This is a genomic window from Rhodococcus sp. ACS1 (assembly GCF_002300155.1).
GTDB classification, from domain to species: domain Bacteria; phylum Actinomycetota; class Actinomycetes; order Mycobacteriales; family Mycobacteriaceae; genus Rhodococcus_F; species Rhodococcus_F koreensis.
This window is the reverse complement of the sequence record NZ_NSDZ01000007.1, coordinates 45,917-71,945: the sequence shown is the minus strand read 5'-3', so window position 1 is coordinate 71,945 and position 26,029 is coordinate 45,917. Positions and strand designations below refer to the sequence as shown.

Below are 26,029 nucleotides of genomic sequence, written 5' to 3'. Positions count from 1 at the left end.
CAGGAGAACCACTTTCATGCGTATCGCCAATATCGACCACCGTGCCGCCCTCGTCCTCGGAGAGGAGGGTTCCGAGCGGGCCGTCGACATCGCCCACGCCTCCCGCGGCCGGTTCGGCCCGAACCTGCAGGCTCTCTACGAGGCCTGGGACGACGTCACCGAATGGGCCGCAGTCCAGGACCTCTCGGCTCTGGCCGACGACAGCGTCCCGATCGACCGGTCCCACCTCCGCGCACCCTCACCGGCTCCCCGGCAGGTGTTCGCCGTCGGCCTGAACTACCACGCCCACGCCGCCGAATCCGGCTTCGAATCCCCCACCCACCTGCCACCGGTCTTCACCAAATACGCGTCCAGCTTCACCGGCCCCGACACCGACGTCGTGATACCCACCGGCGGCAACGTCGACTGGGAGGTCGAACTCGTCGCCGTCATCGGCCGCGAAGCCGGCAACATCGACGACGCCGACGCCTGGTCCCACATCGCCGGACTCACCGCCGGACAGGACATCTCCGAACGCATCACCCAGACCCGTGGCCCCGCACCGCAATTCGGTCTCGGAAAATCCTACGCCGGGTTCTCCCCGCAAGGACCGTGGCTGGTCACCCCCGACGAGTTCGCCGACCCCGACGACCTCGAACTCGGCTGCACCATCGACGGCGAACAAGTGCAGAAAGGCCGCACCCGCGACCTCATCTTCCCCGTCTCCACGCTCATCGCCACCCTCTCCCACACCGTCACCCTCTACCCCGGTGACGTGATCTTCACCGGCACCCCCGCCGGTGTCGGTGTCGGCCGCAACCCGCAACGGTTCCTGCAGCCCGGCGACACACTCCACAGCTGGATCGACGGCATCGGCGAACTGCACCAGAGATTCGTCGCCGAACCCGACGCGCAGTAAGGACACCACGTCATGGCACTACACGGACTGGGCAAGGTCACCATCGGCGTCCCCAACGTCGACGACACCATCGCCTACTACACCGACTTCGGACTCGAACACCACGGACACGGGGTGTTCGCCACCCGCAACGGCGGCGAACAACTCCACATCGTGCACGCACCGACCCGGCGACTGGTCGAGCTGACCGTCGCCGCCGACGACCCCGACGACATCACCGCCACCACAGCGCGGCTGACCAGGCTCGGTACCGCGATCCAGCACGACGGCACCTCCGTCAGCGCCGTCGAACCGATCACCGGCACCCTGGTGCACGTCGCGGTGCGACCCCGGATCGTGATCGAGCCCGCGGTGTCGCCGACGCCGTACAACGGTCCGGGCCGGATCGACCGGTGGGGGCGGGCCCCGTTCCTCACCCGCACCGAGCCGGTACGCCCCCGCAAACTCGGACACGCGGTGATCGGGTCCACCGACCTCGAGACCACCATGAAGTTCTTCACCGACGGCCTCGGCTTCAAGGTCAGCGACTACATGGGCGACAAGGCCGCGTTCCTGCGCTGCTCCGTCGAGCACCACAACGTCCTCGTCATGGCCGCACCGGTGAACTTCATGCACCACACCAGCTGGCAGGTCGACGACATCGACGAGGTCGGCCGCGGCGCCCACACCATGCTCGAGAACAACCCCGAACGCCACATCTGGGGACTCGGCCGCCACCACGCGGGCGCGAACTTCTTCTGGTACCTCAAGGACCCCGCCGGGAACTTCTCCGAGTACTACTCCGACATGGACACCGTCCCCGAAGACGAACTCTGGTCCCCGGAGGTGCTGCACGGACTGCAGGGCCTCTACGCCTGGGGACCGCCGCCCCCGCCGTCGTTCCTCGAACCGGACGACCTCGCGGCCCTCATGACCGGAGCGCATTCCGCGAAGGGGTGACTGCGGGCTTCGTCGACATCGAGAGGGTTCTGCCATGGACTCGGACACATTGCCACCACGCGCGCTCGTCGGCCGGGACGACGACGTTGCCTCGATCGTCACACTTCTCCGCGACCCCGCGGTCAGGATGCTGACCGTGGTCGGTACCGGAGGTGTGGGGAAGACCGCGGTCGTCGCCGCAGTGACGAGGGAACTGGTGACATCGGGCACCGACGTCACGCCGGTAGATCTGTCGGGATGCGAGTCCGCGACAGATGCGGTGACCCAGATCGGCAACGCCATGGCGACGCCGCCCGAATCGGAGAAACCACACGTCGTCGTGGTCGACAGTCTCGAACGGATCCGCTCCGAGGTGCGCGCCCTCGGCGCGCTCCTGACTGCCCACCCGCACGTCCGGCTCCTCGCAACGAGCAGGGCCGCGACCGATCTGTCACACGAATACCGATATGTACTGCGCCCTCTCCCCTGTCCGGACGCAGACGGTGCCCCCAACATCGACGCGTCGACCAGTCCAGCGCTGAAACTCTTCCTCGATCACGCCCGCCGGGTTGCCTTCGAACGAGACCTCGGGGCCCAGGCCCACACGGTCGCCTCGATTTGCCGGCAACTCGGCGGGCTTCCCCTCGCCCTCGTGATCGCCGCCCATCAACTGAGCACGTTGACGCTGGACGCCTTGGCGGCGCGGATCGAAGACGGTTGGTCGCCGAACATGCGTGGACCCGCTGATCTTCCCGACCGTCACCGCACCTTGGCCCGCACCGTGGCGGACACCGTGTCGCTGCTCGAGCCGGTCGATGCCGCCTTGTACAAGGTCCTTGCGGTTTTCGACGGCGTCATCGAACCTCGAGCACTGTCAGCGATTCTCGCCGATTCGGTGGGCGAACTGCATGGACCTGCCGAAGTCTGTTCTCCGCACGCGGTGGTGGATCACCTCGACGAATTCGTGCGCCTCAGCCTGCTCACTCCGGTGCCCGATCGGCCGGACCGTCGCAGACCCGCCTTCGCGATGGCGCAGACCACGCGCGACTACGGCCGGCTACTACTGCGGTCGGAACCACAGCCCGCGACCGCCCGAACTGCCCACGCACAGTACTTTCTGCACAGAGTGCTCGACGGCGCGGACCTCGTGGGGCCTGCCGCCGACGACTGGCTCACACGCACCGACGGTGACCTCGGCGACATCAGGTCGTCACTACGGTTCTACCTCGAATTGGGCGACGAACGCGCAGTCGACCTTGCCGCAGGAATGCGCAGCTACTGGCTCGCGAGAGGTCTCCTGCAGGAGGGCTTGCACTGGCTCACCGACAGTCTTCGGCTCACGGGAGACAGGCGGTCCGTGCCGGCCGTGCGCGCCCGCGAGGCCCGGGCAGTTCTCACCGGTGCCGCGTCGTCATATGCGCATGCGCTCGCCGAACTGGACGAATGTGCACGTCTTTGGCAGGAATTGGGTGAACCGACCGCGCGAGCCCGCACTCTCGTCGACCTTGCCGCCGCCCGATTCGAAGTACACGGATTCGACGCCGCCCGCCCGCTCTTCGAGGAGGCCATCGCCAGCCTCGACGACGCGGACGACCAGTGGTGGGCAGCCCGCGCCCGCAGCCTCTTCGGCGCCTCGGCCGCCGCGACCGGCCAGCACCGCGAGCTTGCCCGCAGCACCCTGGACCGTGCCGTCGAAGGGTTTCGCGGTGTCGGAGACAGCTCGTACACCAACGTGCCACTGCAACAACTCGGCCGCATTCTCCATGAGGACGGCCACGACACTCAGGCGACAGCGCTGCTCGCAGAGGGACTACGTCTGGCCCAGGACGCCGGTGATGCCTGGAACAGTTCGGTCTTCCTCAACCTCATCGCCGAGATCGAACTGGGCCGTGGCACCGTCGTCGCGGCTGCCACCCATTACCTTGAGAGCCTCGCGCTGGCGGCCGCGATCGGTGCGAGACCACGTTTCATCTGGTGTCTGGAAGGTCTTGCCGTGTGCCTGCACGATCTCGGCGACAGCGACTATGCCGCCCGGCTGGTAGGTCTGGCCATGTCTGTCCGCTCGACGTTGAATCTGCATGACTGGATCGAATTCCCGGCCAGAGCGATAGATTTGACCGGAATCCTCACCGGACCGCCGTCCAATCTCTCGGTGCTGCACGCAGAAGGCTTCCGAATGACAGTCGGTGACGTCCTGGCCTACGCACCGCAGCTCGTGGCCGCCCGCAGCGCCCGGCGTAGTCGACAGGATCGCTATCCCGACGGTCTGACCGCCCGCGAGGTGCAGGTGCTGCGGTTGATCGCGGCCGGTTCGACCAGCCGGGCGATCGCCACCGAACTCGTCATCAGCATCGAGACCGTCGGCAGGCACATCAGCAACCTGTATCGCAAGATCGGGGCCTCCGGGCGAGCGGACGCAACCGCGTATGCCATCAGATCCGGGCTGATGGACGACTGACGCCCGCCACGACTCGAGTGCGGTCGGTTGCGCACGGGGTGCGGTTCAGAGCCGGAGTTGACGAGAACTTGTGATGCGCCGACCGGTGTTGTCGGAGAAGGCTTACGAGCGATACGACAACTTCGACTGAAGGAGCGACTGGTGCACGCAATCCGCGGCGACATCGACACCCCCACGCGATCGGCGATACACGACCTCGTCGTCGAATTCACCTGGAAGCTCGACCATGCGGAGCCGGCCGGGTTCGCGGAACTGTTCGAGACAGACGGAAGGTTCGTCACCGGTCAGGCGGTCACGGCCGGCACTGCCGCACTGCAGGCGTTCGCCGACGGACGCACAGCAATGGCTCGCACGTCCCGAAGCGTGCTCAGCAACCATCGCCTCGTTCGTCTCTCCACCTCGTCGATCGAGGGCACGGTGCTCGTCACCTTGTACATGCACGACGGACTCGAGGCTGGTGAACCCATCGCACAGTCGGTGGCGGAATACCGGGACATCTACGTTCGGGGCGCCGACCATGTGTGGCGTTTCCGTGAGCGGCGCTCGGTTCCGATCTTCACGAGGTCGGTGTGAATCCGGCCGGCAGCACGGTCGGCGAGGCCACCGATCGAACGCACCTGCTGCACACGTTGGATCTGGCGAGAACGGCGCGCGCCGACGGCAACCGACCATTTGGTTCCCTTCTCGTCGATGCCGCAGGGATCGTTCTGCTGACGGCAACGAACACCGCCGTCACCGACCGCGACGTCACTGCGCACGCCGAGACCAATGTGGTGCGCGCGGCGTCGGCGTCGAGGTGGGCTCCGGCTCTTGCCTCGACCACGCTGTACAGCAGCGCGGAACCGTGCCCGATGTGCGCCGGGGCGATCTATCTGAGCGGCATAGGACGCGTGGTGTACGCACTCGCAGCCAAGGATCTGGCGTCATTTCCGGGGGCATCGGACCAGGTCCGCACGGTCCCTACGCCCATGGCGGAGGTGCTCGCAGGTGGCGATGGTCGTCCGGAGATCCGGCATCATCCGATGGGACAGGCCGCCCTCGAACCCCACGTCGACTACTGGACGGGGCAGGCACGATGATCCTCACCTCGACGGTTCGCCTCACTGCCGGGGACGGCCACACGTTCCGGGCCTACTCCGCGGGACCCGAAACACGTCACCATCGCGGTGGAATCGTTCTGCTGCACGAAATCTTCGGTATCAACCGTTACATGCGGACCATGGCTGAGATCTTTGCGGCGCAGGGGTTTCAGGCGCTCGTCCCCGACTTGTTCGCCCGCCAGGAGGCTGATGTCGAACTCGACTACACCGGGGAGGACTTCACTCACGCGATCGAGCTGCGGGACAACCTGGACCTGTCCACCGCCGGCCTCGACATTTCCGCGGCAGTCCAGTGGCTTCGCCGAAGCGACTGGGGCAATGGGCGGGTCGGTGCGCTCGGCTACTGCCTCGGCGGCGGTCTGGCTATCCTGGCCGCCGCGAGTACCGACGTCGATACTGCGGTGAGCTACTACGGCGTCGGAGTGCAGGACCGCCTCGAGGTGGCCGAACAGATCGATGTCCCCGTCCTGTTCCACTTCGCCGAAAATGATCACTATTGCCCGCCCGAGGCACGAACCGCCATCGCGGAGGCGTTCGCCGGGAACCCGGAGGCGGAGTTCTACCGGTACCCCGGTGCGAACCACGCGTTCGCCACCTTCGGACGCGACACGTTCGATTCCGAAGCAACCGATCTCGCGTTCGAGCGCACCCTGCTGCATCTGCAGCGGTGGCTGGACTGACCTGACACATCCCGAGTTCTCGTCATTGCGGCCACAACTCGAACCCGCCAGGCTCAGTACAACGAGACTTTCGCCACACCGCCAGTCTCGAAAGATCGCGCGAACCGCGAGTCCCTTCAGGTCCCCGACCTCATTCTCGGAGAAGGAAACGACCGATGCACATACTGCCCCGACACGCCGTCATCGCCGGCCTGGTCACACTTGCCCTGGTATCGACGGCAAGTTGTAGTTCCTCGGACACAGAGTCCCGAACCGATGGCCTTCTCGACGTCACGGTGGGTCAGCTACCCATCGTCGACTCCGTTCCCTTCACGTTTGCGGTCGACAAGGGATTCTTCCGCGAGGAAGGGATCAACGCGACCGCAGACTTCACCAATGCCGGTGCCATGATCACGAACTTGGTCAACGGCTCCGACCAGTTCGCTCTCGGAGAGACAGCGATCGTCATCCAGGCGTTCGACAAGGGGCTCCCGCTGCGGATCGTCGGGGGCGTCACCAAGAGCACCGATCTCCCCGCTGAGGACACCGGAGTCGTGCTCGTCGCGGAGAACAGTGCCGTCAAGACACCCGCGGACCTGACCGGAAGAACCGTCGCGGTCGGGGCACTGAAAGGCAGTGGAGAACTGTCTCTCCGTGCCGCGCTCGACAAGGCCGGGGCGGACAGCGACCAGGTGAAATTCCTGGAAATGCCGTTGTCGGACATGACCGACGCCCTCGCCAAAGGCCATGTCGACGCCATCAGCACGATCTCACCGTTCGATACCGCCGCGCTCGCCCAGGGTGCCACCCGCTTGATGTCGCCGGGCGCAGAGGCGGTACCGGGTGGCATGCAGCTGACCGTCGCCACCTCGCAGAAGTTCGAACAGGAAAATCCGGAGGTAGTGCAGGGCTTCGTCCGGGCACTGAACCGGGGCATCGAATACGCCGCCGCGCATCCGGACGAGGTGCGGGCAGTGCTGCCGACGATCAGCCCGGTTCCCGCTGAACTGATTCCGGCAATGCGGCTCCCTGTCTTCGACGCCGGCGACCCTCGCGCCGCACTGACGCTGTGGACCGGGCTGATGGAGCAGTATCAGTTCGTCTCAGGAGACGTCGATGTCGACGAGTTGATGAGCTGATCGATCATGACCACGCTCACGCGCACGCCTCGGCCCCCGGCCGCAACCTCACCCTGGTTTCCACTCCCCCAGCGACGCCTGGCCACGCGGGCAGTGGTCGTCGTCGCAGCCCTGGCTGGCTGGCAACTGGCGGTGCAGTCCGGGCTGTTGCCCTCGAGTTCGATACCGACTGCCACACAATCACTGTCGGCTCTCGCGTCGATGACGACCACGCCGGAATTCTGGATGACGCTGGGCCAGACCGCGGTGGGCTGGGTTGCGGGCCTCGCCCTGTGCGTCGTCCTCGCCGTCCCCGTCGGACTGCTGATCGGAACATCCGGGTTCCTCACCCGCAGCACACGCTTGATGTTCGACTTCCTGCGCACCATTCCCGCGGTCGCACTCACCCCCGTTCTGCTGCTGATCCTCGGCTCGACGATGGAGATGAAGGTGCTCCTGGTCGTGTTCGGGGCGTGCTGGCCGCTACTGACGTCCACCGTCGACGGTGTGCATAACGTCGACCCTGTCGCCGCCGACACCGTGCGGTCGTTACGACTCTCGCGGTTCGATCGCATGACGCAACTGGTCCTGCCGTCCGCGCTCCCCTTCGTGGTCACCGGATTACGCACTTCGGCCGCCATCGCGCTGATGCTGACGACGGCGGCCGAGTACCTCGGCTCGGCTCCGGGACTGGGCAAGTCACTGGGCATAGCGCAGCAGGCCGGTGGTGTGGACGTGATGTTCGCCTGGCTGATGGTCGCGGGACTGCTCGGTGTTGCCCTCAACGTGGTCTTCCTCCACCTCGAACGCCGGGTGATTCCGTGGTCGCCCGCCAACAGAGAGACAGTGAAATGATACGGAGAACAGCACGAGCGGCCGCCGTCGAACTGTGGCTGCCCATCGTGGCCGTCGCCGTGGTGTGGGTGGCGACAACACGCAGGGAGAGTTTCTATTTCCCTCCACTTCAGCAGGTGGCGCATACCTTCCAGCAGATGTGGTTGTTCGACCGGATCGGATCGGATGCCGTTCCCAGCGTGCGGAACTTCCTCGCCGGTCTGGTGATTGCGACAGTGATCGGAATCGGTGCCGGGTTGGTGCTGGCGCTGCGCGAGGGTCTCTACGATGCCGCTCACCCGGTGTTCGAGTTCATGCGCTCGGTACCTGGGATCGTGCTCGTTCCCGTCGGCCTCGTGCTGATGGGTGTCGGGGACGAGATGAAGATCGCGGTTATCGCCTACGGGACGATCTGGCCGATTCTGCTCGGCACGATCGACGGTGTCCGCTCCCTGGACCCGCTCGTACGAGACATGATGCGCAGCTATCACATTCCGGTCCACCATCGGTTGCTGCGGGTCGTCCTGCCGGGGGCAAGCCCGCAGATTCTGGCCGGAGCGCGGATCAGCGTCGCGCTCGGCGTGGTGTTGATCATCGCCAGCGAATACGTCGCGTCCACGCACGGAATCGGATACGTGCAACTGCAGGCCGAACGCACCTTCGCGATTCCGGAGATGTGGTCGGCATTGTTACTTCTGGGAATTCTCGGTTACACGAGCAACGTCGTGTTCCGCGTCATCGAACGGTATCTACTCCGCTGGTACTACGGGCTCAGGAAAGCTGGGCAAGGAGGTTCTGCATCATGACCACATCCACCACTACCCCGGCCGCAGCCACCGACCCGGATGTGCCCGCTCGTCTCACTCTTGATGTGCGGGCCGTGGCAAAATCCTATGGTCGCGGGACCGCCTCCCGGCACATCCTGGCCGACGTCACGTTCACGGTCCATCAAGGGGAATTCGTCACCGTGGTCGGCCCCTCGGGGGCAGGCAAGACCACCCTGTTGCGGTGCCTCGCGGGACTGCTCTCACCGGACGCCGGTGAGGTCGCACTGGAGGGAGAGAATGTCACCGCTCCCCCGAAGGGCCTGGCCCTCGTCTTCCAGGACTACTCACGGTCCCTGCTCCCCTGGATGAGTGTGCTGGGCAATGTCATGCTCCCGCTCCGCCGTTCGGGCCTGAAACGAACAGAACGCCACCGCATCGCCGAGCAGGCGCTGCAGGCGGTGGGCCTTGCACACGCGACGAACCTCTATCCCTGGCAGATGTCGGGTGGGATGCAGCAACGCGCCGCCATCGCCCGCGCAGTCGCGTGCCGGCCCGAAGTGCTGCTGATGGACGAGCCCTTCGCATCGGTCGACGCGCAGACCCGAGCAGATCTCGAGGACCTGATGCTCAGACTGCGTGAGGAACTGGGGATGACCGTCGTTCTCGTCACCCATGACATCGACGAAGCGGTGTACCTGGCCGACCGCGTCATCGTCCTCTCCGGCGCTCCGACGTCGGTCACCGAGATCATCCAGGTCCCCCTACCCGGCCCCCGGGATCAACTGCACACCAAACTCGAGCCGGCCTTCGCCGAGCTACGCGCACATGTCCTCGGACTGATCCGGCGCTGAAAAATCCCGAGTTCCGGGGATGAACCGACGTTGCCGGCCCGAGCAGTATCGAGCAAGAACACCTCCCACCACTGACCTGAAGTGAGGGCACGAATGTCGATCAGCACAGACACCCCCGACCGGACCGACACCACCTCGATCGCCGACGAATTCAAAGACACGATGGCATCCCTGTGCGCCCCGGTCACGGTGATCACCGCCATGACCGAGGACACGCCCGTGGGTGCCACTGTCAGCGCCTTCGGCTCGCTGTCGCTGACCCCGCCCATGATCACCGTCGCCCTCGACCGCCGCTCGCGGGTGCTGACCGCTGTCACCGCCACCGGCCGACTGGGCGTGAACATCCTCGGCGAGCACGATGAGGAACTCGCCCGCATCTTTGCTACCAGCGGCATCGATCGATTCGCCGACGCACCCTGGCGGATGGACAGCGGCCTGCCCCGCTTGATCGACGCCCCCGGCTGGCTCGGATGCGACGTCGCCCGGATCGTCGGCGGCGGCGACCACGTCATCATTCTCGGGCAGGTCAGAACGGTCGAAAACCGGCCCGCCCGCACCCTCTCCTACAGCAAACGCCGATTCGGGATCCATACTCCGCTGCCCGCCTCGGCCCGTCCGTGACTCCCCAACCGCAAAGGAACCGACCGATGACCTCCACCACGACTGCCCCGCTGACCTCGTGGCCGCTCGCCCGCACCGATCGGCGCGCCGCGGCCCTCGCCGCGGTCGATTCCATCCGTGACGAACTCGCGATCGGCGCAATCGAATCCGAATCGGGTCGGCGCCTCAGTGACCGCTCCATCGCAGCACTGCGGCAGTCGCGCGTGCTCGGAATCATGACTCCCGACGATCTCGGCGGCAACGTCGTCGATGCCGTCACCGCGTTCGAGGTAATCGAAAAGATTGGGCACATCGACCCCGCCACCGCCTGGACAGCCACGATTCTTCTCGAAGGTGCCGGCGAGCTCGCCACCGTGGTCAGCGAAGACACAGCCCGCAGGATCTTCGCCGGCGGCATCGCCCTCAAGGCGGCGTCCCTCAAGCCCGGCAGCGCGCAAAGGGTGGACGGCGGCTACGTGGTCAGCGGTCGGTGGGACTTCGTCAGCGGTCTCTACCACGCTGACTACGTCACCGCGACGTTCCTCATCGCCGATGAGGCCGGCAAACCGGTACGCCGGGCCGCGCTCCTGCCGCGTGGCGAGATAGAGATCCTCGACGACTGGCAAGTACTCGGCATGCGTGGCACGGGCAGCAGCAGCTTCCAGGCCGACCATGTCTTCGTCGCCGACGACATGATCTACGACCCGATGGGTGAAGGCTGCCGCACCGACACCCCGCTGTCCCGCCTCGGCATGGTGCCCTTCGTGTTGCAAATGCACCCCGGCATGGTCCTCGGCGCGGCCCGCCGGGCTCTGGACGAAATTGTCGGCGCCGCGCCGAAGATCCGGCGCGGTGGGCGGATCAACCTGCATCAGCCTCCTGCCCTGACCGAACTCACCTGGTTCCAACGCGAACTCGGCGAACTCGACGCCCGCGTCCGCGCCGCGCGCAGCCTCTGCATCGATACCCTCCACCAGGTCAACGATGTGATCGACGCAGGAGACCGTGTTCAGCTCCCACTGCTCGACCAGATGCAGACCGCCGCCTCGCTCGCCGCGAAGACCTCGGTGGAAGTGGTCACCCGCGCGTTCCGACATGCGGGTGCCGCCGCGATCCTCGACGACAGTCTCCTGTCCAAACTCCTCCGCGACCTCAACACCATCTCCGCTCATGGGGTGATGGGTGAGGCCGGTTTCGAAAGCCACGCAGAATTCATCCTCGGCCTCCAGACCGACGAGAACCGCCGGATGGTGTGACCGCGCGACCCTCGGACCCGTCACTCGAAGGAGGAACAGCGTTGCCCAAGCTCGACATCATCGTCGCCAGCACCCGTCCAGGCAGAATCGGTTTGCAGGTAGGACAGTGGGTAGCATCGGATGCCGATGTTCACGGGGGATTCTCGGAGGTCGAACTCGTCGACCTCCGAGAGGTGAACCTGCCGTTCATGGACGAACCCCACCATCGACGACTGAGCCAGAACACGCATCAGCACACCATCGACTGGACCGCCACGGTCGCCGAGACGGATGCGTTCGTCTACGAGCCGGTCGGCCTGGTCAGCTGCGGCGGCATCTCAGCCGGGACACGAGCGCCGCACAGATGATCAAGCAGGTTGTCACGACAGTGAACATGACCCCGGTGGCGGAGGCGGTCGCGATACCGTTCGTCGCCCAGTTCCTCGACGAGAAGCGCAACTTCGTCCCGACCCCGCCGTGTCCGCATCGGCCCAGGCAATGTTCGACGAGCTTGTCCGGGTGAGCACGGCCCTGCGTCCCCCGCGCGGCACGTAGAGCCGAATCGGACGGATCCCGGACGTCAATCGACGACGAAGTGCGTCCGCTCGAAGAACCGCCCGACGCCCCGTTCCCGCTGTCGTCCGATGACATACCGACCGGGGGCCATGCCGGTGGCTCCGTGCTCGGGGTGGATGAGGTAGGCGGTAACGCGGGTGTCGAGGATGCCGCGCGCGAGGCGCCGGGGGTCGTTCACCGGTGTCGACCATATGCACATGCCTTCGTCGGCGACGAGGCTGTGCGGGTTTCCGCCCGCCGCGCTCCGCAGCAACTCCACTCCCGACAGCGGGACGTTCTCCGACCGCGTCCATGGACCGGGCGTGACGACGTCGGCGACAAGCGAATACGGGACTACGATGAGGTCGCCCTGAGCCTGCATACCGTCGATGACGGGTACGGATACCTCCTGATCGAGATAGTCGAACACATCGAGGCCCGTGAGGGCCGTGAGATCGGACAAGGTCATGATCGAATTCATGCGAATCACCTTCGGAGTTCGGGTTTTCGGGTTTCAGGTTCGACGAACGAGCCGGGCGTAGTCGGCGCCATTGATGCCGTAGGTCCAGGCTGCGGCATCCAACGCCGACGAAATTCGTGTCGGCACATAGATCCCGTATCGTCGCCGACGGCCGTCGCGTTCGGGGGAACCGTTGACGGCGAGCAGGATGTGATCGCTGCGGCCCCAGCCGTCCGATATCACGTAAAGCTGCAGCGTGTGACCGACATTGCCGGGATCGTCGGCTCGGTCGATCAGCGCGAGTCCGGCCGCGTCGATGTAGGTGTCCCATCCGATGCGCTCGATCGCGCATCGGCGGACCTCGACATTACGTTCGCGGGCGATACGTTCGACCGTCGGCTCGAGGACGACCCAGTCGGGGACGACAGTCCCGTGCTGCACGAAAAGCGCCCGACCATCTTCGAATTCCAGCGCAGGCGCATCCGGGTGATGCAACCGGTGCTCGTTGTGAACACGGCCCGGTATGGGCTCAGCATGCAGGGCGGTGGGCCGTTCGGCAACGACGCACACATTGTCGAACGCCCACCACCACCCGGTCGCGCCGGTCAGGGCGGTATGGACGTCGAGTAGCTCGACATCGTCGGAGCGGAACCTGGCGAGCCCAAACCGACGGTACGCGTCGTAGTACGCGACCCGATGGGCCTCTTGCTGTCCATACCAGCTCACGCCGCCGACGACGGCGGGCATCAGTGTCCGTATCGCAGCCGCGGCCCCATCGAAAAGGCTCGTGCGCAACGAATCCCACACGGCGGCTCGAATGATTGCATTGGGGCTGATGCCGACGCGGGCAGAGTTGTCGGGCGACTGGGCTCGCGCGGTTTCGATCGCCCGGCGTTCGTGCGGCCAGTCGGATCGCCCTCGGGCGATCAATGCGTCCATGCGTCTGCGCGATTTCGAAAGCATGGTTGCTATTCGGGCGGAGACGCACTGAACTCCGTCGCCGGCAAACGACAGCGTCGTCGCCAACCCCTCGGCGGCGATCAGGTCCGATCCCGCTGGAGGTGACGGCACCCAGACGAACTCCGGCCGGCTGAATCCGGCTCGACGATAAAATGTTTCGACAGCCGATTCCGCCGTGGTGCGATCGGATGGGCGTGCACACAACCCGTGCGCGAGCCATGCGTCACGCGCAGCTTCGACACCGAACATGTATTCGGCGGAGTGATCAGTGTTATCGGTGAATGTCGCTCGGTGTCGAGTCGCCGAGCGAAACGGTGCGGCGCTCACGCGACTGTGGCGGAGTCCGCCTTTCCCATAGTCATGCGTATGAGCGTGGCACGCGAAGGCCTCGAACGCAAGGCCTCCGGCTGACCCCCGCGATCTGTCGAGGGCCGCATCCCTCGCCGACTCGGTCCAGAGGGGTGGCCAGACACCACCCCCAGGGGGTCTAACACGACCCGCCCCCTGCGCGCCACGATGGAGGAACCGGAATCGACAACACCCGCCCCGACCGCCAGAAAGCACACCATGACGTCGACCAACTACGGCGACCCGCCGACCGACGGAGCCCGGCAACACACTACCTCAACGGGCGCACTCCGAAAGGGGAACTCCCAGTGACGGACTCTGTTCTCTCGTACACCGACCGTGGGCGTACCGACGAGATGACTCTCGTCCCGGACCACTCCCCGATCGTCATCGGCCGCTCCTCGTACGCCGACCTGTCGCTGCCCACCGACCCCGACATCTCACGCCTGCACGCGACCATCGAACGCATCGGCATCCACTGGACCATCACCGACGACGGCCTCTCCCGCAACGGCACCTTCGTCAACGGCACCCGCCTGCAAGGACGCCAGACACTGCACCCCGGAGACGTCATCCAAGTCGGCGAGAGCATGCTCACCTACCATGGGGAGCCTGGCACCGACTGCGGCGTCACCCACATCGGGGGCACCGTCGACGCCGACATCGTTCTCACACCCGCGCAACGCACCGTCCTCACCGAACTGTGCCGGCCATTCCACGACGGCACCGACCACCCCATCCCGGCCTCGAACCGACAGATTGCCGACGCCCTGCACCTGAGCACCGAAACCGTCAAGACCCATCTCCGTGCCCTCTTCAGCACATTCCAGATAGAGGACCTCCCTCAGAATCAGAAACGCTCCCGACTCGTCACTCTCGCCCTCAACAACGGCATCCTCAACTAGGGTTCTGATCGGTTCCAAGCCGAAGGGGGTCGATTTCCAACCCTAAGATGCGTTTCGATGCGCGGGAGGTCCGGCGGATCCTGTTGTTGCCAACAAAATCTATCAAGCGAGGAATGCATGGATCCGATCATCGTGATTCTCAGTGGTGTGGTGGGCGCCGTCGCCGCATATGTCGTGCCGCTCTGGCTGATTCGAAGCGGCCGCAGTCCGCGGCTGGCCGCGAAACGTGAGGTGTCCACGGCGATCGACAACGGCGCGCTACCACCGAACGCAGACATCTGGTCATGGCGAACGCGAGTGGTCGAGAACCGACAGTCGGTCGCCCGCGGCAGCTGGGCGATGCTCGCCGCCGGTGTCCTCATGTCATTCGTCGCGCTCGCCAACTTCGCCGACGAGGGTGACTCCTTCCTGACGTGGGTGTTCGTATGGTTGGCCGCCACGTTACTTGCCGCGGCGTTCGGGATGCATCGCCAGGTGAAGCGGGCGGATGCTCTACTCGCGGCTGTCACCGCAGGACCAACTGGAACAACTAATTCCGGTCCTCGTTGAGTAGACACTCGCATTCGACATTCGGTCGTACGGCGACGCGCGCGAATAGGACGATCGCGAATAGACTGTGCCCGCAGGTACGCTCGCCGATCTCGGCGGAGCCCGATACTCGCGAGACAAGGAGGACGCATTCGAATGCGACGCGTCGTGCGGGCCTTCTGGGGGCCGCGGCCGGAGCCGGTCGAAGCGCTGGCGGGGCGGTGGCGGCAGACTGTGGAACAGGTCTCGCAGCTGCTGCCGGAAGTCGCGTCACCGGTGGAAGGCAACTGGCGGCAGGTGCACGCGTCGGGACCGGATACCGCTTGTGCGCCGGATGAGCTGACAGCCGTTCTCCTCGTCGCGCAGGAGGCGGAGGCGTGGTCGGATTTGACGGGCACCGGGTTGCGGTTGCTCTGTACCGGTGAGGCCGGGTGGGCGGTCGAACTCTCCGGCGAGGCCGGAGGTACCCCGCAGTTTCTGTTGCAGTCAATGGTGATGAGTGTCGACGCGCCCCACGGTGCCGTCGTCCCCGAGTCTGAACTGCTCACGATGCTTGCGTCGACGTGGGAACCGGACTTCGGCGACGTGACCGACGACGACACTCTCGATGCCCTCGAGGACGACGCCGGATTCGTCGTCGGCGATCCTGTGGTCGGCCGGTCCGGCTACCTGTGCTCGGCCCGCGCAGTCCTGATACCCGACGGCCTGGAGGCGAGCCGTCGGGCCGTTCCGGACGGCGGCGTGCTTCTGCAGATCGCAGCGTCGGGCGAGATCGACACGGTGGTCAGCGTGTACGAGCAGCTGCGGGACGCGGGCGCACTCGCACCGCTCCCACGGCCGCTGGACCGGCCGACGCTGTGAGGTCGCGGCCGGCCGCGCATGTCAACCGAGTTCTACTCGCCTTCGGGTTCTGCAGTCCTCGGCTGCTCGGTCTGCTTGGGTGCAGCCGGCACCCATTCCCGTAGTTGCTGCACCACCGTCCCGTAGAACGCGTCCGCCGAGGACGTCACGCTGCTGATGAAACTCGCCGCCGTTCCCGACCTTCGACCGCCCATCGGGAATGACTGCTCGAGGCAGAAGGACACGATGTCCCCGGACCGGCCGGCGGTGAGCACTTTCGGATCGGCCCGCACCGCCGCGATGTGCTCGCATGCTTCGTTTCCCCGCTCGGAAAACACCGCCTCCACCTGCACATCGCCGGGGACATCCTTGAGTTGCTTGAGCAGCCACGACAGCCGGCGACCGGAGGCTCCCTCGTTCGGTGCGTCTACGGTGGTGCGGCAGCGGATCTTGTTGGTCCGCACATCCGCGATCACCACCAGATCGCCCGCAGTCTCCGGGATCCGCAGGACCGCCTCGAACACGCCGTCGGCCGACAACCGCTCGGCAACCGCCGCATTGCGGGCCACCGGATCGGTGCTGTGCCTGCGCGGCAGGACGTGTTTGACGGTGACCCCCAACTCGGCCGTCAGTCGCAGTGCGAGATGCCGGGACAGGGACACCCAGGTGTCGGCCACGGAGGCGGCTTTCTGGTCGCCGGCGCGCAGGGTGCCGGCGGTGACCGCGTCGCGGACCGTGACCCAGTGCCTTCCCATGTCGACGAACTCGACCGCCCCGGAACGCGGATGGTCCAGGTACCGCACGAACTCGGCAAGGACCCACGCCTGCAGATCGTCGTCGATTCCGCCGTGGGACAGCAGCATCCGCGCCTCGTGCGCCACCTCCGCCCACGACAAATGCCGTAGAGCGACCTTGGCGAGCTTGCGCCGATCGACCTCCACCGGCAGCTCCCCCGCGCTGGCCGGGACATCGTTCGACAAGCTGACCACGACGTCGTACTTCTTCTTCCGAGCTACGTCGAGATAGTTCTCGAGCTGCTCCTTCTTCAGCTTGCCGCTGCCGGTCTTGACCTCGAGCAGACCGGTCCACACCCTGCTGCCGCGGGCCACCTTCAACACGGCATCCGGAATCACCTTCGTCTCGCCCCGCTCGTACGCCACCTCCACGTACCCCTCGAAGGTGCCCGCGGGAGCCCCCACCCGGGCACACACCGCGCGTGCGAACGGACGCACCGCCTGCATCGTCGCGATCAGTGCGGACGTGGCACGCCGCTCCTGCTCCTCACCCGCGCCGACGCCGATGACCGAGAACAACCGCGCCGGCTGCCAGGTGTCCTGTTCGGCGAGGCCGAACACGAGTGGCTTCGACTTCTTCACCGCCCGTTTGGCAGTGCGGACACCCCGGGTCGTCGCTTTCCGTGGTGCGGCCGGTGTCGTGGGCAGTTCGGGCACCAATTGCGGGGCGTCGCCGGTGGAGCCGGGCGGCGCCACCACGGCGGATTCCTCACTGTCGGATGGGGTGTCGGCGGTCGCGGTGAGTTCGGGGTCCTGGTCGTCGTCGATGTCGACTCCGAAATCCGTGGCCAACCCCGCCAGCCCGGACTCCCAGCCCTGCCCGACCGCCCGAACCTTCCAGTCGCCATTGCGGCGGTACACCTCGCCGAATACGAATGCCGACTCGGTGGTGGCATCGGCAGTGATGTACTCCGCCAACGTGTGCCCGGCACCGTCGACGACCCGGAGGGCGAGTTTGCCGAGGTCACCGAACCCGCCGGCAGCGACACTGCCGCCGAGGGCAACGGTGTGCACATCGTCCGGCACGGCGGACAGATCGATCGCGATCCTCGCCTGCGCCCCTTCCTCGGTGCCGCTCGCGCCCAGGAACCGAATCGATCCGTCGGTCGACTCCGGCTGGTTGTAGAACACGAAATCGGCATCGGAGCGCACCTTCCGGTCCGCGTTCAGCAGCAATGCCGACGCGTCGACCTCGACGTCCGACTCGGTCCACCCGAGCACCACGTCGATCTGCTCCACGTCAGCGGGCAGGGACAGGTTCTGCCCCTTGGACAGCATCGGAAACTCCACCAGAACCACCTTTGTTCGACCCGGTACCGCAACGACCTGTGCCGCCGGACAGGGCCTGTGCCGACAACCGACGTCCGTCGCATCAACTGCGCATACTAATCGGTTCGTTTCGCTCACGGACACCACCCGGCAAACATCGTGTCGCCGCGGGCATTCACGCCGTCAGCGGGTCGACAACACCCCCGGTTCTGTGTCGGCTGCGTGAATGACACTGCCGAACAGACGAAATGAGCACGGATCGACGACTGCCGAACACCAGCAGGTTTCAGCATTCGCAGCCGCGCGACCATGCCCCGCCGACGAGGCTCACCCTGTGCAGCTATCCCCGTGACCGCGCCGGCGGAGGTTCACGAGCAGGCCGCCGGAGGCCGTAGCGCACCACGAAAATGACCATTGACTAATTTTTTAGTCAGTGTGATGATTTCGCCATGACCAACACGCCACAACTGCAGAAGACCACCGGAAGTACCACCTCGACGATCTGGCAGATGCCCGCCGAATGGGCGCCGCACGAACGGTGCCTCATGGCATGGCCCACCCGAGAAAGCCTCTGGGGTCCGTACTTCGAAGAGGCAAAATCCGAATACGCTGCGACCGCGAACGCGATCGGCGAATTCGAACCCGTCCTCATGATCGCCAACCCCGGCCAGGCCGACGAAGCCCGCGCCGCGTGCAGCAGCCGGGTGGACGTCGTGGAACTGGCGATCGACGATTCCTGGATCCGGGATTCGGGTCCGTTGGTCGTACTCGACCGGACGGGGCAACGTTCCGCCGTCGACTTCGGCTTCAACTCGTGGGGCGAGCGTTTCCAGCCATACGACAAGGACGCCACCATCAGCCGGCGAGTGCTCGCGGCCCTCGGGATCGACCGCATCCCGTCGGGCATGGTCCTCGAAGGCGGATCGATCACCATCGACGGCGAAGGCACCCTGATCACGACCGAGCAGTGCCTGCTCAACGAGAACCGCAATCCGTCGATGTCGCGGGCGGAGATCGAGAACGAATTGAAGACGCGTCTGGGTGTGTCGACAGTGATCTGGCTCCCCTACGGTCACTTCGACGACGCCCACACCGACGGGCACGTCGACGGCGTGTGCACATATGTGCGGCCGGGAGTCGTGATCGCTCAGACGTGTGAAGATCCCGAGCTGCCCGATTTCGAGCGCATGGCCGCGAACCTGCAGGTCCTGCGCGAGTCGACGGATGCCGCAGGACGGCAGCTCGAGATCCTCGAGTTGCCCCAGTTCCCGGTACAGACGCTGCCGGACGGCACCGAGACGATGGTGGCCTACGCCAACTTCTACGTCGCCAACGGCGGAGTGGTCGTTCCGATCGCCGGGCACGACCTCGACGAGCAGGCGCTGGCGACGCTGCGCCTCGCGTTTCCCGACCGCGAGGTGGTCGGTGTGCCGGGCAACATCGTCGCGTACGGCGGCGGCGGCGTGCACTGCATCACCCAGCAGATCCCCGCGGCCCACTCCGCTCGGGAGACGGCGCGATGAACCCTCGTGACAGCGGCGCCCTTGCCGGGGTGATCGGTCAGAATGTCGTGGACGCCGGCGACTTCGTCGTCGTGACTGCGGTCGAGACCGTGCTGCCCTCGCCGGCCCGCGACCGGCCGTCGACAAGGATGCCGGTCCGCGTCGGCGCGGTGCAGACCTCCTGGCACCCGGATCCCGAAGAACATCGGGCCGTCCTGGCGAGCGGGGTACGGCGGGCCGCCGACTTGGGTGCGCAGGTCGTATGTCTGCAGGAGCTGACCCTGAGCCCGTACTTCGCGACCATCCCTGACAACACCGACGCCGCGAATCACAGCGAGTCGATCCCGGACGGCCCCACGACCTCGTTCGTGCGGGAACTCGCGGCCCGGCACGACATCTTCGTCCACGCCTCGCTCTATGAGCACAGTGACACCGGACGCGGGTTCAACACCGCGATCCTCGTCGCCCCGGACGGAGCGGTGCTCGCGCGGACCCGCAAACTCCACATTCCCGCCTTCCCCGGCTACCACGAGGATCGCTACTTCGACTCGGGTGACAGCGGATTTCCGGTGATCCCGGCTGCGGGTGGCCAATTCGGGTTCCCCACCTGCTGGGACCAGTGGTTCCCCGAATTGGCGCGAGCGTATTCGATGCGGGGCGCCGAGATCCTCGTCTATCCCACGGCGATCGGGAGCGACCCCGAGCTGAAAGATTTCGACACCCAACCGATGTGGCATCAGATGATCTCGGGGAACGGCCTGGCCAACGCCACCTTCATGGTTGCCGTCAATCGAATCGGCGACGAGGACGGGATCACCTTCTACGGATCGTCGTTCATCTCGGATCCCTATGGGCGCACGATCGTTCAGGCCCCCCGTCACCGCGACAGTGTCCTCGTCGCGGATCTCGATCTGGATCAGCGGCGTGACTGGCTCACGTTCGGCTTGTTCGACACCCGCCGGCCCGCCAGCTACCGCGATCTCGTCGACGAGTCGCACGCAACCACGCCCTGACGGGCAACTGCCGTGCCCGCGGCTCGCTCCGCGGCACAAAAGACAGGTTCACCACTTTCGAGGGATCGAACATGCGCATCAACAAGTTACGGATCGTGGCGGTCGCCGCGTGCACGGTAGTCGCCCTGGCGGGTTGCGGGGGTCGACCGGAGCTGGTCCCCGCAACCGGAAACAACACGACCTTCCTCAGTCTCCCCCCGACCACGGATGCTGCCACCGGTCACACCGACAGCGCGACGTGGGCGCTGTACCGCGACCCCACCACCGTCGATCCGGCCACCGCATTCGACTATCCGGAGAACACGGTCATATCGACCATGTGCGAGTCGCTTCTGCGGCAACAACCGGACGGCGCCATCACGCCCGGACTGGCGAGTGAATACCACTACACGTCACCGACCACGCTGGTACTGAAACTGCGCTCCGACGTGCGCTTCTGGGACGGACAACCCCTCACTCCCGCCGATGTGGTGTTCAGCTTGCAGAGGAACAAGGATCCCGAGGTCGGTGGCTTCTACGGCACCGTCCTCGATCGGATCACGTCGATCAGCGCCGACGGCCCCGACACCGTCACGCTCGTGCTGAGCAGCCCGGACTACTGGCTGCCGGGTGAGCTCGCGGCGATGCCGGGGGTCGTCGTCCAGGAACGGTTCGCCCGCGCCCGGGGCCGTGATTACGGGACACCCGGTGGCGGCGCCATGTGCACGGGCCCGTACCAGTTGGCGGAGTGGACGTCAGGGAAGACGCTGAAGGTCGAAGCGAACCCCGACTACTGGGACTCGTCCCTGAAGCCGATGACCCGCGAGATCGAGTTCCGCGGTGTGTCCGACGCGGCGACCCTGACGACGGGTCTGGCGACCGGCGAGATCAGCGGCACGTGGATCACCGACACCTCCACCCTGCCGCAGCTGCAGCGGACGAGCAACGTCACCGTGCACGTCGGGCCGTCGTTCGAGACCGAGTTCTTCATCCCCGCCAATCTCACCGGCGTCCTCGGCGACCGCCGTGTGCGACAGGCGTTGTCGCTCGCGTTCGATCGGCAGAGCTTCGACGGTGCCGTTTATCAGGGCAACGCGGTCGGCCCGCGCCTGTCGACGAACCCGGGAACGTGGGGATACGCCAGGGACACGTTCACCGCGGCCTGGGACGCCGCCCCCGAACAGACACGAGACCTGGCCAGGGCGAGACAGCTCGTCGACGAGGCAGGCGCGGCCGGCAAGCCACTGGTCATCGGCACATCCACCGGGCTCGCCACCGTGAACACCGCCGCGAACGCGTGGCTGGAGGCGGCCGAGGCGATCGGGCTCGACGCGAGCCTGCACAACGTCTCGCCTCAGAACTACATCAACTTCTTCACCGATCCGGACGCGCGCGCCGCCGTCGACGCATTCAGTTCGACGACGTACGGCGACTACGCGGATCCTGCGGCGTTGATCGCCTCCTACGTAGAGCCGAACGGCGTCCAGAACTACTCGGGTTACGCCAACCCCGACCTGTCTGCGGTGCTGGCCCGGGCCCGCACCGAACCGGACCCCGCACGCCGGGCCGAGGCGACGATCGAGGCCGACCGACTGGTCATGCAGGACCTGCCCTGGATCCCGATGTCCCACCCCGCGTCGTTCCTGGTTCTGGACAAGCGGCTGACCGGCGCCCCGTCGTCGTTCGCCTACATGCAGGCCCCGTGGCTGGCCCAACTCGGCGGCGGGAGCTGACATGCGTGGATTCATTTTCCGGCGCGGCGCCCTCCTGCTCGGGACCCTGGCGGTGGCCAGTGTTGCGATCTACGTCGCCCTGGACCTGGCGCCCGGTGACCCGATCGCGGTGCTGACCGGCGGACGGCAGGTCACGCCGGAAGCACGGGCCCTGCTGACGGCGCGATACCACCTCGACGACCCGCTGCCCGTGCGCTACTGGTATTGGCTGACCTCCGCGCTACAGGGGGATTTCGGGTACTCGCTCGCCGGCAAGGAAGACGTGTCGACCCTGATCGCGCAGCGTGCACCCACGACGATCGAACTGGTGGCCTACGCGTCGCTCATCATCGTCGTCGTCGGGATCGGCATCGGCGTTCTCAGTGCGCTGAAGCCCGGTCTCGTCGACACCGCGGCCCTGCTGGTCACCACGGTGCTCGCCGCGATCCCGTCGTTCGTCGCCGCCCTCATCCTGATCAGCATCTTCGCGGTCAACCTGAACTGGTTCCCCGCGTTGGGAGAAGGCGAGGGGTTCGCCGACCAGATCGTCCACCTCACGCTCCCCGCCGTCGCGCTGGCCTGCTCCTCCCTCGCGCTCGTCGCACGCATCACCCGCGCGTCGGTCCGTGACGAGGCCAAGCGTGAGCATGTGCACACCGCGATCAGTCGGGGACTGCCGTACCGGGCCGTGTTGCGGCGTCACATTCTCCGCAACGCCGCCATCCCGATCACGACCGTCACTGGCCTCACCATCGCCACGCTGATCGTGCTGGTGTCGATCGTGGAACAGGCATTCAACCTCAACGGATTGGGGTCGACGTTGGTCACCGCCGCACAGAACAAGGATTTCGCTGTGGTTCAAGCTGTCTCGCTACTCATGGTGGTGGCGTTCGTGATCGTCAACGGCATCGTCGACGTCCTCTACGCACTGCTCGACCCGCGCGTGAGTCTCGGAACGGCGGCGGCGTGATGGCCACCGCCACCGGGCACTCCCCCGTCATCGGAGCCGCCACAACCACCTGCAGGCGCGGAGTTCCAGGCCTGCGCGGGGTGGGATGGCTGGGCTACACGAGCGCGGCGATCATCGCGCTGGCCGCAGTCATCGCGGTGTTCGGCCCACTCCTCGCGCCGTACCCGCCGAATCAGAGCGATCTCGCCCACGCGTTCGGCGGGGCCGGCCCCGCCCATCCGCTGGGATACGACTCCCAGGGCCGCGGTATTCTGTCGCGTCTGCTGGTCGGTGCGCGCTCGTCCATGCTCGGCGCCTTCGTTGTCATCGCTCTCGCAATGGTCGCCGGGACGGTTCTCGCCGTTACCGCGGCCTGGCGAGGGGGTTGGGTCGACAGCGTCACCTCCTCGGGTTCGGACCTGGTCTTCGCCTTTCCCGGGCTGTTGCTCGCGGTGCTCGCCGCGGCGGTGTTCGGTCCCAGCCAGTGGTCTGCGGCCCTGTCACTGGCGGTCGCATACACCCCGTACGTGGCGAGGATCGTCCGAGGAGCGGCGATCCGGGAACGATCGCTGCCCTATATCGAGGCACTCGAGGTTCAGGGAAGGGGTGCCTGGGCCATCTGCGTTCGGCACATCGTCCCCAACATCGCACCTATGCTCGTCGGGCAGGGAACCATCCTCTTCGGCTGGGCCGCACTCGATCTGGCCGCGATCTCCTTCCTCGGCCTCGGTGTCCAGCCACCACAGGCCGACTGGGGCGTGATGGTCTCGGAGGGACAAACCGGTGTGTTGCAGGGATTCCCCGCCGAATCGCTGGCCGCAGGCACAGCACTGGTGCTCGTGATCGTCGCGTTCAACATTCTCGGCGAGCGGCTCAACGACAGACAGGCGAAGGAACTCTCATGACAGAAGCGATATCCCACCTCGCATCTCGTTCGCCCATTTCGGCGGCGCCGGCGCCGACCGCCCCGCTCGTCGCCGTCGAGGGGCTGAACCTGACGCTCGATGTCGCCGGCCAGACGCGGCAGGTTCTCCGTGATGTGTCACTGACGATCCAGCGCGGCGAGGCCCTCGGGCTTGTGGGTGAATCCGGTGCCGGCAAGTCCATGACCCTGCGGGCGATCGCCCGGCTGCTACCGGAGCGGGCGACCACGAGGGGCACCGTCCGGCTCGAGGGACACGAGATGCTGAGTCTGCGGGGCGAATCGCTGCTCCGGGCCCGCAGCGGAATTTCGGTGATATTCCAGGACCCCCGGGCGTACATCAATCCGGTCCGGCGCGTCGGGGACTTCCTCACCGAACAACTCCGAATCGTCGCCCGCGTCGACCGGCACGAGGCGACCCGCCGTGCCCAGAGAATACTGTCGGAGGTCGGCATCACCGACACCGCCCGGCGGATGCGCCAGTACCCCGGCGACCTGTCCGGCGGGATGCTGCAGCGGGTGATGATCGCCTCGGCCCTGCTGTCCGACCCGAAGCTGATCCTCGCCGACGAGCCCACCACCGCCCTCGATGTCACCACGCAGTCGGAGGTGATGGCCATTCTCGACGAACTGCGTCACGATGCGGGTGTCGCCCTGCTGTTCATCACTCACGACCTCGATCTGGCTGCCGCCGTGTGCGATCGGACCTCGGTCATGTACGCCGGCCAGATCGTGGAGACCCAGGCCTCCACCGGACTGCACCATCATCCGCGACACCCCTACACGGCGGCACTCGCCGCGGCCCGCCCGGATCTGGACCATCCACGGCCCAGGCTCGCCGCCGTCCCCGGCCGCCCGATCGGAGCATGGGAGGCCGCAGAGACCTGCGCATTCGCCGACCGGTGCCCCCGCAGGCTCACACTCTGCACGGAGTCGGGGCCGGTCCCCCTAATCCGAGAATCCGACCACGCGGTGCGCTGTCTGCGCATCGACAATCACGATCCACTTCAGGAAGGAACTCCGAATGACTGACCCGGTGCTGACGGTGACCGGTCTCAGCAAGACCTTCGGCACGTTCACGGCGGTCGACGGTGTCACGTTCGAACTTGCCGCGGGCTCCTCGCTCGGCGTCGTGGGCGAATCGGGCTCCGGCAAGACGACCGTCGCCCGCATGATCATCGGCCTGGAGCAGCCGAGCGCCGGCACCATCACCTGCTGCGGCATCGACCGCTCCCTCCCGTCCCGGGCGACCCGTGCCCGGCGCGCGCGGGCACGCGAGGCGCAGATGGTGTTCCAGGATCCGTACACGAGCCTCGACCCGCACAAGACGATTCAGCAGACGCTCACCGAGGCGGTGCGGCTGTACGACACCTACTCGGGAGCAACGCATTCCGATCGTGTGCAGGAGATCGCCGACCTGGTGTCGCTCGATACGCGGCTGCTGGCCTCCATGCCCGGCCACCTGTCGGGTGGCCAGCGGCAGCGCGTCGCGATCGCGCGTGCCCTCGCAGCCGAACCTCGCGTGCTCGTGCTCGATGAAGCCATCGCGGCTCTCGACGTGTCCATCCAGGCTCAGATTCTGAACCTGCTCGCCGACATCCGCGACGCGACCGGGATCTCGTACGTATTCATCACCCACGATCTCGCAGTCGTCCGGCAGGTCACCGAACACGTCATCGTGATGCAGAACGGGCGAATCGTCGAGAGCAGTCGAACGGAGGATCTGCTCCGCGATCCCCGGCACCCCTACACCCGCACGCTGCTCGACAGCGTTCCCCGCCCCGGATGGAGACCACAGCGGCGGCCGGTGCGGCCCGACGATTCCAGAACGCCCACCGCACCCGGAACGTAGGTG

General features: G+C 66.2%; 27 protein-coding genes. 24 read left to right on the top strand and 3 right to left on the bottom strand.

Annotation, left to right across the window (positions count from 1 at the left end; translation table 11 throughout):
* Positions 1-16: 16 nt before the first annotated feature.
* The 14 genes from CJ179_RS31780 to CJ179_RS52215 all read left to right on the top strand — a co-directional run bounded on the left by CJ179_RS31780 (position 17) and on the right by CJ179_RS52215 (position 11,961).
* Positions 17-898, top strand: coding sequence for a fumarylacetoacetate hydrolase family protein (locus tag CJ179_RS31780; protein ID WP_095864090.1), 882 nt, complete (start codon positions 17-19; stop codon positions 896-898).
* Between the two features lie 12 nt (positions 899-910).
* On the top strand, positions 911-1,837 hold the full coding sequence (locus tag CJ179_RS31775; RefSeq protein WP_095864089.1) for a VOC family protein: 927 nt from the start codon (positions 911-913) through the stop codon (positions 1,835-1,837).
* A gap of 34 nt (positions 1,838-1,871) precedes the next feature.
* Positions 1,872-4,274 (top strand): LuxR C-terminal-related transcriptional regulator, encoded by a 2,403-nt coding sequence (locus CJ179_RS31770; RefSeq protein ID WP_095864088.1) that lies wholly within the window; start codon positions 1,872-1,874, stop codon positions 4,272-4,274.
* A 141-nt stretch (positions 4,275-4,415) separates the two neighbouring features.
* Positions 4,416-4,847 (top strand): nuclear transport factor 2 family protein, encoded by a 432-nt coding sequence (locus CJ179_RS31765; RefSeq protein ID WP_072943420.1) that lies wholly within the window; start codon positions 4,416-4,418, stop codon positions 4,845-4,847.
* On the top strand, positions 4,844-5,353 hold the full coding sequence (locus CJ179_RS31760) for a nucleoside deaminase (protein ID WP_095864087.1): 510 nt from the start codon (positions 4,844-4,846) through the stop codon (positions 5,351-5,353). The genes CJ179_RS31765 and CJ179_RS31760 overlap by 4 nt, the downstream gene beginning before the upstream one ends.
* Positions 5,350-6,054, top strand: coding sequence for a dienelactone hydrolase family protein (locus CJ179_RS31755; RefSeq protein ID WP_095864086.1), 705 nt, complete (start codon positions 5,350-5,352; stop codon positions 6,052-6,054). The genes CJ179_RS31760 and CJ179_RS31755 overlap by 4 nt, the downstream gene beginning before the upstream one ends.
* Positions 6,055-6,209: 155 nt before the next feature.
* Complete coding sequence (locus CJ179_RS31750) at positions 6,210-7,172, top strand: ABC transporter substrate-binding protein (protein WP_095864085.1); 963 nt, start codon at positions 6,210-6,212, stop codon at positions 7,170-7,172.
* A gap of 6 nt (positions 7,173-7,178) precedes the next feature.
* Complete coding sequence (locus tag CJ179_RS31745; RefSeq protein ID WP_095864084.1) at positions 7,179-8,006, top strand: ABC transporter permease; 828 nt, start codon at positions 7,179-7,181, stop codon at positions 8,004-8,006.
* Positions 8,003-8,791: an ABC transporter permease gene (locus CJ179_RS31740; RefSeq protein ID WP_072943413.1), complete on the top strand. Its 789-nt coding sequence runs from the start codon at positions 8,003-8,005 to the stop codon at positions 8,789-8,791. Before CJ179_RS31745 ends, CJ179_RS31740 begins: the two co-directional genes overlap by 4 nt.
* The gene (locus tag CJ179_RS31735; RefSeq protein WP_095864083.1) at positions 8,788-9,603 is read left to right on the top strand and encodes an ABC transporter ATP-binding protein; all 816 of its coding nucleotides are present in this window, start codon (positions 8,788-8,790) and stop codon (positions 9,601-9,603) included. The genes CJ179_RS31740 and CJ179_RS31735 overlap by 4 nt, the downstream gene beginning before the upstream one ends.
* Positions 9,604-9,696: 93 nt before the next feature.
* On the top strand, positions 9,697-10,224 hold the full coding sequence (locus tag CJ179_RS31730; protein WP_072943410.1) for a flavin reductase family protein: 528 nt from the start codon (positions 9,697-9,699) through the stop codon (positions 10,222-10,224).
* Positions 10,225-10,250: 26 nt separating this feature from the next.
* Positions 10,251-11,459, top strand: a complete 1,209-nt coding sequence (locus CJ179_RS31725; protein ID WP_072943409.1) for an acyl-CoA dehydrogenase family protein — start codon at positions 10,251-10,253, stop codon at positions 11,457-11,459.
* A gap of 41 nt (positions 11,460-11,500) precedes the next feature.
* Positions 11,501-11,806, top strand: a complete 306-nt coding sequence (locus CJ179_RS52220) for an NADPH-dependent FMN reductase (protein WP_206012363.1) — start codon at positions 11,501-11,503, stop codon at positions 11,804-11,806.
* Positions 11,803-11,961 (top strand): hypothetical protein, encoded by a 159-nt coding sequence (locus tag CJ179_RS52215; protein WP_206012364.1) that lies wholly within the window; start codon positions 11,803-11,805, stop codon positions 11,959-11,961. The genes CJ179_RS52220 and CJ179_RS52215 overlap by 4 nt, the downstream gene beginning before the upstream one ends.
* A 57-nt stretch (positions 11,962-12,018) precedes the next feature.
* Here CJ179_RS52215 and CJ179_RS31715 read toward each other — a convergent pair whose 3' ends face one another.
* Complete coding sequence (locus tag CJ179_RS31715; RefSeq protein WP_095864082.1) at positions 12,019-12,474, bottom strand: hypothetical protein; 456 nt, start codon at positions 12,472-12,474, stop codon at positions 12,019-12,021.
* A gap of 33 nt (positions 12,475-12,507) precedes the next feature.
* Positions 12,508-13,740 carry a DUF6745 domain-containing protein gene (locus CJ179_RS31710; RefSeq protein WP_095864081.1) on the bottom strand — a complete coding sequence of 411 codons (1,233 nt, stop codon included), beginning with the start codon at positions 13,738-13,740 and terminating at the stop codon, positions 12,508-12,510.
* A 329-nt stretch (positions 13,741-14,069) separates the two neighbouring features.
* Between CJ179_RS31710 and CJ179_RS31705 the strand changes: the two genes are divergently transcribed.
* The 3 genes from CJ179_RS31705 to CJ179_RS31695 all read left to right on the top strand — a co-directional run bounded on the left by CJ179_RS31705 (position 14,070) and on the right by CJ179_RS31695 (position 16,055).
* Positions 14,070-14,666, top strand: coding sequence for an FHA domain-containing protein (locus CJ179_RS31705; protein WP_095864080.1), 597 nt, complete (start codon positions 14,070-14,072; stop codon positions 14,664-14,666).
* Between the two features lie 117 nt (positions 14,667-14,783).
* Positions 14,784-15,215 carry a hypothetical protein gene (locus CJ179_RS31700; RefSeq protein WP_095864079.1) on the top strand — a complete coding sequence of 144 codons (432 nt, stop codon included), beginning with the start codon at positions 14,784-14,786 and terminating at the stop codon, positions 15,213-15,215.
* A 135-nt stretch (positions 15,216-15,350) separates the two neighbouring features.
* Positions 15,351-16,055 carry a hypothetical protein gene (locus tag CJ179_RS31695; RefSeq protein WP_095864078.1) on the top strand — a complete coding sequence of 235 codons (705 nt, stop codon included), beginning with the start codon at positions 15,351-15,353 and terminating at the stop codon, positions 16,053-16,055.
* 32 nt (positions 16,056-16,087) lie between these two features.
* On the opposite strand, the gene CJ179_RS31690 is transcribed toward CJ179_RS31695, so the two are convergent.
* On the bottom strand, positions 16,088-18,118 hold the full coding sequence (locus CJ179_RS31690; RefSeq protein WP_095864329.1) for a TerD family protein: 2,031 nt from the start codon (positions 18,116-18,118) through the stop codon (positions 16,088-16,090).
* Between the two features lie 428 nt (positions 18,119-18,546).
* On the opposite strand from CJ179_RS31690, the gene CJ179_RS31685 reads away from it, so the two are divergent.
* From CJ179_RS31685 to CJ179_RS31655, 7 genes are all read left to right on the top strand, one after another.
* On the top strand, positions 18,547-19,620 hold the full coding sequence (locus CJ179_RS31685; RefSeq protein WP_083395879.1) for an agmatine/peptidylarginine deiminase: 1,074 nt from the start codon (positions 18,547-18,549) through the stop codon (positions 19,618-19,620).
* Positions 19,617-20,612, top strand: a complete 996-nt coding sequence (locus CJ179_RS31680; RefSeq protein ID WP_095864077.1) for a nitrilase-related carbon-nitrogen hydrolase — start codon at positions 19,617-19,619, stop codon at positions 20,610-20,612. The genes CJ179_RS31685 and CJ179_RS31680 overlap by 4 nt, the downstream gene beginning before the upstream one ends.
* Positions 20,613-20,683: 71 nt before the next feature.
* A complete protein-coding gene (locus CJ179_RS31675; RefSeq protein ID WP_072943404.1) occupies positions 20,684-22,324 on the top strand; it encodes an ABC transporter substrate-binding protein in 1,641 nt (546 codons plus the stop codon).
* Position 22,325: 1 nt separating this feature from the next.
* A complete protein-coding gene (locus CJ179_RS31670) occupies positions 22,326-23,273 on the top strand; it encodes an ABC transporter permease (RefSeq protein ID WP_095864076.1) in 948 nt (315 codons plus the stop codon).
* A complete protein-coding gene (locus CJ179_RS31665; RefSeq protein ID WP_095864075.1) occupies positions 23,273-24,157 on the top strand; it encodes an ABC transporter permease in 885 nt (294 codons plus the stop codon). Before CJ179_RS31670 ends, CJ179_RS31665 begins: the two co-directional genes overlap by 1 nt.
* Entirely contained in the window at positions 24,154-25,206 is a 1,053-nt protein-coding gene (locus CJ179_RS31660; protein WP_095864074.1) for an ABC transporter ATP-binding protein, read from the top strand. Before CJ179_RS31665 ends, CJ179_RS31660 begins: the two co-directional genes overlap by 4 nt.
* Positions 25,199-26,026 carry an ABC transporter ATP-binding protein gene (locus tag CJ179_RS31655; protein ID WP_095864073.1) on the top strand — a complete coding sequence of 276 codons (828 nt, stop codon included), beginning with the start codon at positions 25,199-25,201 and terminating at the stop codon, positions 26,024-26,026. The genes CJ179_RS31660 and CJ179_RS31655 overlap by 8 nt, the downstream gene beginning before the upstream one ends.
* Positions 26,027-26,029: the final 3 nt, after the last annotated feature.